Here is a 12,518-nt window from a genome sequence, read left to right as displayed (position 1 = left end):
CCTTTTTTCTTAAAACAGCTCCTCCAGCTCCGCTTCATCCACCGCTCCATCTTCAGCAGAAACGATCGGCAGAGCGGAGATGCGCCTATCTGGCGCTTCTGCGATCCCCGCAAGCAATGCTTGCCAGTGCTGTTGAAGGCGAGCGATCGTGCGATCGGCAAACAGGTCGCTGTTGTACTCAAACTCGGCCAACAGTCCATCCGCTTTCTCTTCCATATAGAGAGTTAGCTCAAACTTGGCCACATCGTTGTCCAACGTCTGCGCTTCGACCGTCAAATCGGCCAGCTTGCCAGCAGGTGTCCGATTGTTTTGCAGGACGAACATCGTCTGAAACAGCGGGGAGAAGCGCGGATCGCGATCAGGATGCAGTTCGACCAGTTTGTCGAACGGAACATCCTGATGTGCATAAGCTGCCAAAGCGGTATCCCGCACCTTTTTTACAACTTCGGAAAACTGCGGATTGTCTGCCAGATTGACGCGCAAGACGATCGTGTTGACAAAAAATCCGATCAGCTCTTCCGTCTCCGCTCGGTTGCGATTGGCGATCGGCGAGCCGACCAGCTGATCGCTTTGCCCGGTCAGCCGGAACAGCAGCGTCATATAAGCCGCGAGCAACAGCATGTACAGCGTCACACCTTGACGCTTTGCAAGCTCGTTTAACTGTTGATGCAAGCTCTGGGACAACAGGTTCCCGCGAGTGTAGCCGCGGTAGGTCTGCATCTCCCCCCGCGGATGATCGGTCGGGAGGTGCAGCACCGGCAACGGGCCTTTCAATTGGTCGCGCCAAAATTCCAACCGTTTGGCGAGCAGGTCACCCCGCATCCAATCCCGCTTCCACCGGGCAAAGTCTGCGTACTGGATCTCCAAGTTTGGCAGGTCGATCGGCTCCGCGTCGAGAAACGACTCGTACAGAGCGGCTAGCTCCTTCCACAGCACCCCGATCGACCAGCCGTCAGACACGATATGATGCAAATTGAGCAGCAGAAGCGTTTCCTGAGCAGCTGTTCGATACACGTGCGCTCTGATCAGCCGCCCTGTCGCCAGGTCGAACGGGATCGCGGCAGCATGCTTGGCCCGCAGTCGCGCCTCCGCCGTGGCACCCGCACCCAGATGGGTCAGATCGGTCTCAAGCAGCGGCACCTCAAAGGGTGGAGAGATCACTTGGATCGGCTCACCCGCTTTTTCTTGAAACGAGGTGCGCAGCGCTTCATGACGCTCGACGATGCGGTTCAGACTCCATCGCAGCGCTTCCAGCTGCAGGGAACCGTTGATCTTCCAGAGCGTCGGGACGTTATAGAGCGCCCTTTCTTCTGACAGCTGATCGAAAAACCAAAGTCGCTGTTGGGCGAACGACAGCGGGATATCGCCCTGGCGAGCCAGCTTGGTGAGCGGCGGAAGTTGCTCCCCCTCCCCCCGAGTGATCGATTCGATCTGCTGCGCCAACTGTGCGACAGTCGGCGATTGGAAGAGCGCACGAACTGGCAGATCGATCTGCCAAGCCTGCTTCAGTCGCGTAACTACTCGGGTCGCCAACAGCGAGTGTCCACCCAGCTCAAAAAAGTTGTCCTCGATGCTGATCTGTTCGCAGCCGAGCACTTCTGCCCACGCACCTGCGATGATCGCTTCGACCGGAGTGCGCGGCGCTTTTACCAAGTCGACCTTAGCGCGAGCCTGCTCTGGCATCGGAAGCGCTTTGCGTTCAAGCTTTCCGTTATGCGTCAAGGGAAGCTTGTCCATCACGACAAAAGCGGAAGGCACCATATGTTTGGGCAGCGTCTTCAGGATGTGCTCCGACAGGTTGGCGATCGTCGGTGCCCTGTCTGGCAGCAGGGGGACGACATAGGCGACGAGCCGTTTGTTGCCCGGCTGGTCTTCGCGGGCGATGACCGCGACCTCTTTCAGCTCTGGATGTTTGCTGAGCACCGCGGTGATCTCGCCTAGCTCGACGCGAAAGCCGCGAATCTTCACCTGATCATCAGTTCGTCCGAGAAACTCCAGACTGCCATCTGGCAGCCATCGCGCGAGGTCTCCCGTCTTATACAGCTTGGCGCCTGGACGCTTCGCGAACGGATCGGCCAGAAAGACGCGTTCGGTCAACTCCGGACGATTGAAGTAGCCGCGGGCGAGACAGTCCCCGCCGACGTATACCTCTCCACTGACCCCGATCGGCACAGGGTGCATGTACGGATCGAGCACGTAGATCTGCACGTTGGCGATCGGCTTGCCGACCGCCGGCAAAACGGGCCACTCGCGAGGAGCGCCGGTCAGCGTGTTGCAGGTGACCACGTGCGCTTCAGAAGGGCCGTACTGATTGTGCAAGGGACAGCCGAGCTTCTCCAACCAAGAGACGATGCTCGCAGTCATCTGCAGCTGCTCGCCCGCGGTGATGATCTCTCGCAGATCGTGTGGCAGCGGGCCTCCGCTCTCTCCGACTTCAGCCAATTGGGTCAAGAGGATAAAGGGAAGGAAGATTCGCTCAATTCTTTGCTCGACGATCAGTTCGAGCAGCTTGTGCGAGTCGCGGCGTGTCTCCTCATCGGGGATGATCACCGTGCCGCCCTGGTAGAAAGTGGTGAACAGCTCCTGATAGGAGACATCAAAATTGAGCGAAGCAAACTGGAGCACGCGCGCTTTGCCGCGATGCGCAAACGAGTTCACCTGCCACCACGTCATGTTGGTCAAAGGCTGATGGCGCATCGCGATTGCCTTCGGTCTCCCCGTTGAACCGGACGTGTAGATCAAGTAGATCAGGTTGTCCGGCCCGACCCCGCTCTGCAGATCTTCGGGGCTCTGGCTGTCGATCGCTTCCCGATCCCGATCGAGCAGGATCAGCCGGCCAGAATGTGCTGGCAGTACATCCTGAACAGAGGATTGAGTGAGGACAAAGGGGATCGACGTGTCTTCCATCACGAAGGCGAGCCGATCTTTCGGATAGGCTGGGTCGAGTGCGACAAACGCCCCGCCCGCCTTTAAAATCCCGAGCAAGCCAATCACCATGTCGAGCGATCGCTCTAGGCAGATGCCGACGATCACCTCAGGCCCAACCCCGACGTTCTGCAGATAGTGAGCCAATCGGTTGGCTCGCTCGTTCAATTCTCGATAGGTCATCCGCTCATCGCGATAGACCAGCGCAATCTCGTCTGGCGTTTGCGCAGCGAAGAACTCGAACAGCTGATGCATGCACTTGTCCTCTGGATAGTCCGCACGCGTATCGTTCCAGTCGAAGAGCAGCTGCCTCGTCTCCGCCTCAGTCAGCATCGACAGCTTGCCGATCTCCATCTCCGGCCGTTCCACGATCGATTGGAACAAGTTTTGCAGATGAACGATCATCCGCAAAATGGTCGCCCGATCAAACAGATCGGTGCTGTATTCGAGCGATGCGACCAGCCCCTGCTCCGCTTCGTGCATCTGCAGAGTCAGATCAAATTTGGCAGTGCTGGTGTCGACAAAAAACTCTTCCGATTGGATGTCGGGGAACTGCACCGTCTCATAGAAAGCATTTTGGAGGACGAACAGCACTTGAAACAGCGGTGAACTGCTCAGGTCGCGCTCCAGTACCAGCTCTTCGACAAGACGGTCGAACGGCAGATCTTGGTTGGCAAACGCGCGCAGCGACACGTCGCGCACCTGTTGCAGCAGATCGACAAATGACATTTCGCCAGACAGCTGTGTGCGCATCACCAGCGTGTTGACAAAAAAGCCGATCAGATTTTCCGTCTCTCCGCGATGACGACCTGCCACAGGCGAGCCAACCGAGAGATCCGCTTGGCCAGAGTAGCGGTAGAGCAACGTCTTAAAGCCAGCGAGCAAGCACATATAAAGCGATGCGCCTTCCCGTCTGCACAGCTCGTTCAGCTTGTCGAGCACCTGACGAGGCACGAGAAAAAGCTCGGTGGAACCGCGGACTGATCGTGTTGCCGGACGGGGGCGATCGGTCGGCAACTGCAAGATCGGCGGTGCCCCATCAAGCTGCTCGCGCCAGAAGGAGATCTGCGACTGCAACACCTCGCCTTGCAACCACTCCTGCTGCCAGGCCGCATAGTCTGCATATTGAAAGGGGAGTTCCGGAAGTTGAACCGCCGCTCCCGCCGCATAGTGGCGATACAGCATGGCGAGCTCTTCTGTAAACACGCCCAGCGACCAACCATCTGCCACGCTGTGGTGGAGATTGATGATCAGCACATGCTCCACAGCAGACAGGCGAAACAGCGCGGCGTGCAGCAAGGGACCCTTTTGCAGATCAAACGGTCGCTCTGCCACCTCTGTTGTCAGCTGGTGAACTTCTGCGTCCGGATCGCCGGGATAATCGCTCAAATCGATCACGGTAAACATGTTGTCCGCAGGAGCTGCGGCGATCACCTGAACGGGCTGCTCCCCCTGCAGGGAAAACGTGGTGCGGAGCGCTTCGTGGCGCTCGACCACCGCATAGAAGCTCTTGCTCAGCGCCTCCAGATTGAGCGATCCGCTCAGCCGTATCCCCGTTGGGATGTTGTACAAGGCGCTGTTTTGCTCAAACTGGTCGAGAAACCACATGCGCTGTTGAGCATGCGAAAGCGGCAAGGGAGCCTCGCGAGAACGGTTGGTGATCGGGGGGAGATGAAACGAGGCTCCAGCAGCGATCGCCGATTCGACCTGTTCGGAGAGCTCTGCCACAGTCGGCGATTCGAACAAGGTGCGGACCGACAGTTCGACACCGAACGTGTCGTGCAGTCGGGACACCGCTTGAGCGGCGAGCAACGAGTTGCCACCCAGGTCAAAAAAGTCGGCTCGCACCCCCACTCTCGTCCGCCCGAGCAGCCTGGCGAACAGCTCTGCTACCTTCCGCTCTGTCCGATCACGAGGCGCTTCATACTCCGCTGCTTCTTCACAGTCGATCAAGTCTGGAGTCGGCAGCGCTCTTTGATCCAGTTTTCCATTGACGGTCAACGGGAAGCTGTCCAGAAAGACGAACGAGACCGGAACCATATACGAGGGCAAATACTGGCGGACGAACGCCTGCAGTTCTCGGCTGGAGAGACTGATGGTGCTGCTGATCACATACGCGACGAGTCGCGAAAAAGCTGGCTCGTCTTCGCGAACAAGCACCACCGCATCTGCGACAGACGGGTGCTCAGCGATCACCTTCGCGATCTCCGACAGCTCGATGCGAAAACCGTTCAGTTTGACCTGATCATCAAGTCGACCTAAAAACTCGACCGTGCCGTCCGCCCGGTAACAAGCCAGATCGCCCGTCCGGTAGAGACGGGTGCCGTTCTCCGTCGCAAACGGATGCGGGATAAATTTTTCAGCGGTCAGCGCAGGACGATGTAAGTAACCGCGCGCCAAGCCTCGACCACCGATCAGCAGTTCACCGGGGACACCGACCGGCACCGGCTGCAGATGCTCGTCGACGATGTAGACCTCCACATTGGGGATCGGACGACCGAGCGCAGGCCCTTGCTGATCAGCTTTGATCTGACAATAGAGCGCATCGATCGTGTTTTCCGTCGGACCGTAGACGTTGTAACAGGCCGTCTCGCTTGCGGCTGCCAACTCGCGCCACAGCTGCTGATCGATCGCTTCTCCACCGATCAGCATCACAGATGGCAGATGTTGACCGCGCGCCAAAAGACCTGCACGCAACAGGAGACGAACTTGTGAAGGCGTTCCGTCCAAAACATCGATCTTCCGCTCGCGAACATACTCGACCAGCTTTTGCGGGTCGAGGCGCACCTCCTCAACGAGCAAGTGGAGCGTGTGCCCCTGCAGCATCAGTTCGATCTGGGCGAGCGAAGCGTCGAACGCCAGCGAGGAGTTGAGCGCTACCTGAAGCGGTCGCTCCTGTTGCTGGTAGATCGCATGACGCAGCGCATGCAGATGGTTGAACAAAGAGGCGTGCTCGATCAGCACTCCTTTCGGCTTGCCGGTTGAACCGGACGTATAGATGATGTATGCGAGCTGCTGCGGGTGTCCCGCACAGCTCGGATCGGTATCCGCTTCACTGGCGAGATCCGGTTCGATCTGATCGAGCGTCAACTGGATCGCCTGATGCGCTGGCAATGCGCCGACCAATCTGCTCTCAGTGAGCAGTACGGAAAGCTCCGCATCCTCGATCACATACAGCTTGCGCTCTTTCGGATAGGCGGGGTCGATCGGCACATAAGCTCCCCCCGCCTTCCAGACGGCGAGAAGCGCGATCATCAGCTCGATTCCGACCGACAGGCAAAGGCCGACCGTCCGCTCAGGCCCGATTCCCAGCCGCTGTAGATGATGCGCCAGCCGGTTTGCCCTTCGATTGAGATCGGCAAACGTCAAAAAGTCTGCTCCACAAACCACCGCCACCCGATCGGGCGTCTCTGCCGCCTGTCGAGCGAACAGCTCGTGCAGACTGCACAGAGGCGGGAGAGCAAGACTTGCATCATTCCACTCCACAAGCTGCCGAGTGCGTTCCGCTTCGGAGAGCAACGGCAGATCTTTTAACCGCTTGCCCGGATCGGCGATCACAGCGTCGAGCAACCTGACATAATGATCCCCGAGCTGGGAGAGCAGAGCTTTTGACAGACGATCCGTTCGGCAAATGAACAACCCTTCTCCCCTGTGAGAAACAAAAAGTGCAATCTCAGCAGACGATCGCTCCAAGACAGCCTGAGCCTGTGCTGAAAAATCCGCTTCCGCTTCCAGCGACGAGTACAACACGTCGAGCGACTCTTGATCGCCATGCTTAACCTGTTCTGCAGTTTGTACAAACTGCGCAAATGGCATCTCAGCTGCCGGTTGCCACATCAGCAAAGCGTCCACCATTTGTATGTAAATCAGTTCCTCGCCTGTATAACGATACAGGAGAGCAGCAAGCGCAGACGCTCCGACCTGCAGGTCGACAGCTTCTGGCAACTGAACGGGGAGAGAAATCACTTCTGTTTTGACAGCGTGCAAAGCAGGCTCCGTTCGCTCGCGAACGGCTGGCATATGGATCATCTGACATCCTCCTTTACGAAGTATCCGATCATTTTTTTCCAAGTCATGATCTAAGTCTATGTATAGAACTATATTAATTCTTATTAGTAACTACACTGATAGTTCTTCAGGCATTAATGAAATACCTTCCGAATCTAACAGACAAACTGTTGTTAATACAACTTCCCTTACATATCACGCTCTCGATTCATAAAAAACAATGTGGATCGGTCTCTCTCTCGCTGCAAAGTCCTGCGAGCTGCGAAACGCACTTCGCACTTCTCGCCATCAGAAAAGCGATCCCCCACCGATCGTGCCCCGCACCAAAACGACAAAAATCCCCCGTGCGCAAGTTGCACAGGGGACTTTCACCGTTCCTCATGTCCATTTCGCTGCCGAAGCAACGCTTAGAATTTGCTGTTGAGCGCTTTCGTCGCGTTGATCAACCCGAAACCAGAGTATTGGTCAAACCCTTTGTTCAGAATGTCTGTCGTGTTGCCCATGATCTTATTCTTCACTTGAGCGGGGGACAGCTTGTCCTTCCCATGTTTTGCGATGATCACGCCTGCCAGAGCAGCAGCTTTCGGCGATGCCATCGAAGTGCCGATCGACCATGCGTAGCCGCCACCCGGATAGGTGGACAGGCAGCGCGCGTTTCCGTCCATCAGCGACGGATCTCCACCCGGTTGCCACAGCGGACCGTAGTCACCGCCTGGTGCCGAAACATGGATGTGCGCCGCTCCATAGTTGGAGTAGTACGCACGGTTCAACCCGATGCCGTTCGCAGCAACGCGCAGCATCAGCGGACTGCTCGGGCTGCGGAAGGTAGGTCCTTTCGCATCCGGGCCGTACAGATCTTTCGTCAGCTGAATCGGGTTGGACAGGTTGACGCCGTTGTTTCCGGAAGAGCCGACAACCGTCACGCCTTTTTTCGTTGCGTAGGAAATCGCTCGTTCAAAGAGCAGTTGGTCAGCGATGATTTCGCCTGGGGTACTCTCCGGGTCATGCAACCAGTTGTATCCGCCAAGAGACATGTTGACCACATCGACATTGTCATCGCCAGCAGCTTGCAAAGCGGCTGCGATATCAGAAGTTGCCGCACCGCCAGTCGGGCCGAACACGCGGTACGAAGCGATCTTCAGCTGCGGGCCGACACCGACGACACGCCCGTTTGCAGCGATAGCACCTGCCACGTGCGTACCATGGCCTTTGTCATCGATCGGGTCGCTGTACCCCGGTACAAACGACTTGCCGTAGACGTAGTTATCCTTCAGATCAGGGTGGTTATAATCAATCCCAGTATCGATTACACCGACGACAATGTCTTTGCCATCGCTCGATTTCCCAGTACCACCTTTAAGATTCCAAGATTCGCCGTTGTTCGTAACCTGCTTAATATCCCATCCATATTTATCATACAGATCGTGCGTGCCGGTCGCCGTTTCTTCCGTGTCGAGGGTTTCCATTGGAACCCCTTGCAAAACATCGGGGAAGATCGTGCCCTCTACGCTGACGGTGCTTACGTACGGAGAGGATTTCAGCACAGTGTTGAACTGCGGATTGTTGCTCTCCACCTGAACCGCCCCGAGGTTGTCCAGCTTCTTGGTGACCGTTCCCCCTGCGTTTTTCAACAGGCTGTCCACGTTGCTCGGCAAGTTCGATTCATTTTTGAACACTACAAGATACTTTTTTGTCACACTTGCTGCTTTCACTGGTTCCGCGCTTGGAGTCAGCCCCGCAACAGTGGTCAATCCTAGCGCCAGTGCTGTCAGCAAGATCGTCTTTTTCTTCATCTCTTCGCTCCCTTTCTCACAACTGTAATAAACGCCATTTTCAGAATAATATATTTCATCAGAATATACAAGACTATTTTTTATTTCAGTTCAATATCCTTATATATATTTACATGCCGGTGAAGTATTGTCCAAACGATATGTAAATTACGCCTATATCTATTGTACAGAACATTCGAGCATTTTTACTCAAAAACGATCTGTGATACAGTCAGACTGGAACAAACTGAGGAGGGAATCTGATGCGACTCCAAGGAAAAAAAGTGATTCAACTGGTCGAACATGAATTTGAAGACCTCGAACTGTGGTACCCTGTGCTTCGCCTGCGTGAAGAAGGCGCAGAAGTTCACCTCGTTGGCCCGAAGGCGAATGAAACGTATCTCGGAAAATATGGCGTTCCCGCCCTTGCTGATCATGCTTTTGGCGATGTACAGGCATCCGACTATGATGCGATCCTCGTCCCTGGCGGATGGTCACCAGACAAACTGCGGCGCTACCCTGACGTGTTGCAGCTGGTCAAAGAGATGGATGCAGCCAAAAAGCCGATCGGGCAAATCTGCCACGCCGGCTGGGTATTGATCTCCGCCAAGATTCTGCAAGGTGTCAAAGTCACATCCACCCCGGGCATCCGCGATGATATGGAAAACGCGGGGGCGATCTGGATCGACGAGCCGGTCGTCATCGACGGGCATATCATCTCCTCCCGCCGTCCGCCTGACTTGCCGCCTTACGCCAAAGCTTTCGCCGATTGTCTCGCCAACAGATAAAAAGGAGGTCTCCGCGGAGACCTCCTTATCTGTTCGAGAAAATATGTAACAAAACTTCCTTGCATCGCGTCATACTAAGCGAATGAGAACGATCGATCCAATCAGTTCAGACGGAGGTGTTCCTCGTGAAAAAGACGTTCCCCGCCTTGATCTGTTGCGCCTTGCTGTTCAGCCTCACCGGTTGCGGAGATGGGAGCAGCAGAGAAGAGAAACCGGCCGCCCTCGAACCGGAAGAGATTCCCGGCCTCTTCCACAGCGTTCAATCGAACGGCCTTGAGATCGTGCTCAAAGCGAGTCAAGTCAAATATAAACCTGGCGACGAAGTGCTCGCGCTGGCTGTCATTCGCAACACCACCGACCAATCGCTGTACTACCAGACGGTGAACAGTTGCGACTCGGGCGTTCAGATTGAAATTCCGATCGATTCCGGTCGCCATTTTGTTGAGGTTGAGCAAGGGGAGCCGAAAGCGTGTGCAGAAATCATGGGTGCGAAAGAGTTGAAACCGAACGAAACGATCACCGAACAAGTGACCTTTCAAGCAAAAGATCATCAACAAAAGCAAAATGTCCAACCGGGCACCTACCAGATCATCGTCCGCTCCACCCTCCTCACCCACAACGAGGACCAGTCGATCAACTTCGAATCGCCGACCCGAGTGGAAACGTCAGCCGCATTCACCGTGGAAAAATAAAGGGAGATCGCCTCGACCTGAGCGAGCTCCCTTTTTCATCTCTCCATGTGAAACTCGCTTGCTCACGACTCCACTCGCACTGCTTCGCTTATACCTCGATCAAGATCATCTCGCTGTCCGCATCTGCCGCTACGACCAGCCGCTCCTCATCGACCATCTTCACCTGATCACCCGCTGTGAGCGTTTGCTCCCCGCATTTTACAGAGCCTGCGATCACAAACAGATAAGCAGCTCGCCCGTTCAACTCCTGTGTCAGCGATTGCCCCGCATCCAACGAGGTCACATAAAACGTCACATCTTGGTGAATGTGCAGCGCCTCTCCTCTTTGCGAGCCGGAGACGACGGGCAACCAGTTGTTTTTGCGCTGCTCTTGGGTAAAAGGCTTCTGCTCCCATGAAGGAGTCAGACCCGCTTGATCGGGGAATACCCACATCTGCAACAGATGGACGGTCGTATCGGAGGAGTGGTTGTACTCGGAGTGGAATACGCCAGTCCCCGCCGTCATGCGCTGTACTTCACCCGCTTTGATCACACCTTTGTTGCCCATCGAATCTTCGTGTGTCAACTCGCCAGACACCACAAACGTCACGATCTCCATGTCGCGATGAGGATGCATGCCAAAGCCGGTGCTCGGTTTGATCCAGTCCTCATTGAAGACGCGCAAGTTACCAAAATTCCGGTTGTTCGGGTCATAATAATGGTCAAATGAAAAATGCCAATAGCTTTTTAGCCAGTCGATCTCAGAATGATACCGATCTGCTGCTAGAATCACTTGCCTCGCCATGCGCAACTTCCTCCCATTCGTCACTAACTTTACTTTTGAAACTTATAGTACCACAACATATTTTCCCCGAATGTGAGGAAACTAACAAAAAGTCGGGGATCGTTGCTCCCCGACTTGATTTTCGATCACTTTTCTTCTTTCTGTTTCTCTTTTTCATTATCTGTGGAAGCTGTCTCCAGCTTGGTCGCTCGCAGCTGCAGCTTTCCAGACTGCATCCAATCCCCGATCGAATGGAAGCGCTCGACAAACTTATCGAAGAACTTCGATTTGACGATCAGATCGGCCAGCTTTACACAGCCGTAGGCGAACAGCATCCCAGCGATCATGTCGATCACCCAGTGAATCTTCAGATACAGCGTGGAGAAGATGATAGACCAGCAATAGATCCCGATCACCCACTTGTACCAGCGGCTCTTCTCGCGCCACGACAGCAGAATGGCCGCAAACGCGATCGAGGTATGCATCGACGGGAAACAGTTCCAAGCGGTGGAGTATTGCTGCTCAGGAGTCAGATCACGTGCGAGCAGATCTGGCGTGCCCTGTACAAACCACACCTCTTGCAACAGAATCGTGTTGTAAAAAGGCAAGATCAGCGGCACCTGCAAGAGATAGCCCGCCAGCGAATAGAGCGCGAGTCGCTTGACGTCTTTAGTGAAAAAGGCGCGAATCACACAGATCCAGTAAGACAGCGTAAAGCCGTTCATGTAAACCCAGGCAAAATACTTGGTCAACCATTCAGGTTGCCAGATGCGCGCCCAAGCTGCATCATTGAATGGAATCGAGTTAAACCATTCGTTCCATTGGAAGTAGTGGCGGATGTTTTCCGTCTGGAAGGTGATCACCTTCTCCCACATCGAACCGCCGTAGTTGTAGATCAAATAAAAGGCGACCAGGGTCATAAAGCCTGCGGGCATAAACGTTTGCCACGAAATTTTTTCGGCATCTTTTCTTGTTCCGATCAAAGCGAGGAGCAACACCACAAGGCTGAGCCAACCCCAATTTTGGACGCGGAAGATCGCAAAAAACAAAACAGCTGTCGCCACAATCAAAAGCGGCATGTAGCTCTTTTTCAAAAGCAAGCAGCATTCCCCTTTCGTTACGATAGCAAATGCCCTAAAAGTATAGCACTTTTTTACGTGCAGTGCCTTGACTTTTTTACCGATTCCCCAAGTTGCGCCCGCCAATCTGTTTGCTCGCTTACAGAAATACGGAGCAAACCTGCATATGATAAAGAAAACAAAGGATGGAGCTGATCCAGATGGCCAACAAGAAAGTAATCATCTACACCCAACCGACCTGTCCGCCTTGCTTCGAAGCGAAGACATGGATGACCAATCAAAAGATCCCTTTTGAAGATCGCGACATTCGCAAAGATGACAAATACCTGCAAGAGCTGATTCGGCTCGGCGCAAGCGCCACACCTGTTTTTCAGATCGGTGACGAGGTGATCATGGGCTTCGCACAGGATAAGATCAAAAGCGCATGGAACGATCATCAGGCGAAATAGAGAATCGGATGACCGCTCCAAACGTCCTACCTGTAGGATGTT

General features: G+C 54.8%; 7 protein-coding genes. 3 read left to right on the top strand and 4 right to left on the bottom strand.

Going from position 1 to position 12,518, the window contains the following annotated elements; translation table 11 throughout:
* Positions 1–9: 9 nt before the first annotated feature.
* Positions 10–6,954 carry an amino acid adenylation domain-containing protein gene (locus ACFSOY_RS00700; RefSeq protein ID WP_386043335.1) on the bottom strand — a complete coding sequence of 2,315 codons (6,945 nt, stop codon included), beginning with the start codon at positions 6,952–6,954 and terminating at the stop codon, positions 10–12.
* 386 nt (positions 6,955–7,340) lie between these two features.
* A complete protein-coding gene (locus tag ACFSOY_RS00695; RefSeq protein WP_386043333.1) occupies positions 7,341–8,726 on the bottom strand; it encodes a S8 family serine peptidase in 1,386 nt (461 codons plus the stop codon).
* A 242-nt stretch (positions 8,727–8,968) separates the two neighbouring features.
* Here ACFSOY_RS00695 and ACFSOY_RS00690 point away from each other — a divergent pair, with 242 nt between their 5' ends.
* Both ACFSOY_RS00690 and ACFSOY_RS00685 read left to right on the top strand, forming a co-directional pair.
* Complete coding sequence (locus ACFSOY_RS00690; protein WP_386043331.1) at positions 8,969–9,493, top strand: type 1 glutamine amidotransferase domain-containing protein; 525 nt, start codon at positions 8,969–8,971, stop codon at positions 9,491–9,493.
* A gap of 125 nt (positions 9,494–9,618) precedes the next feature.
* The gene (locus tag ACFSOY_RS00685; RefSeq protein ID WP_386043329.1) at positions 9,619–10,185 is read left to right on the top strand and encodes a hypothetical protein; all 567 of its coding nucleotides are present in this window, start codon (positions 9,619–9,621) and stop codon (positions 10,183–10,185) included.
* 88 nt (positions 10,186–10,273) lie between these two features.
* On the opposite strand, the gene ACFSOY_RS00680 is transcribed toward ACFSOY_RS00685, so the two are convergent.
* Both ACFSOY_RS00680 and ACFSOY_RS00675 read right to left on the bottom strand, forming a co-directional pair.
* The gene (locus tag ACFSOY_RS00680) at positions 10,274–10,969 is read right to left on the bottom strand and encodes a pirin family protein (protein WP_386043327.1); all 696 of its coding nucleotides are present in this window, start codon (positions 10,967–10,969) and stop codon (positions 10,274–10,276) included.
* 125 nt (positions 10,970–11,094) lie between these two features.
* A complete protein-coding gene (locus ACFSOY_RS00675) occupies positions 11,095–12,048 on the bottom strand; it encodes a phosphatase PAP2 family protein (protein ID WP_386043325.1) in 954 nt (317 codons plus the stop codon).
* Between the two features lie 179 nt (positions 12,049–12,227).
* On the opposite strand from ACFSOY_RS00675, the gene ACFSOY_RS00670 reads away from it, so the two are divergent.
* Complete coding sequence (locus tag ACFSOY_RS00670; protein ID WP_386043323.1) at positions 12,228–12,476, top strand: glutaredoxin family protein; 249 nt, start codon at positions 12,228–12,230, stop codon at positions 12,474–12,476.
* The last annotated feature ends 42 nt before the right edge of the window (positions 12,477–12,518 follow it).

The sequence above is a fragment of the Tumebacillus lipolyticus genome, from assembly GCF_042682745.1.
In the GTDB taxonomy this organism is placed as follows: domain Bacteria; phylum Bacillota; class Bacilli; order Tumebacillales; family Tumebacillaceae; genus Tumebacillus_A; species Tumebacillus_A lipolyticus.
The sequence above is the reverse complement of the archived record's forward strand: the minus strand, read 5'-3'. Positions and strand labels throughout refer to the sequence as shown.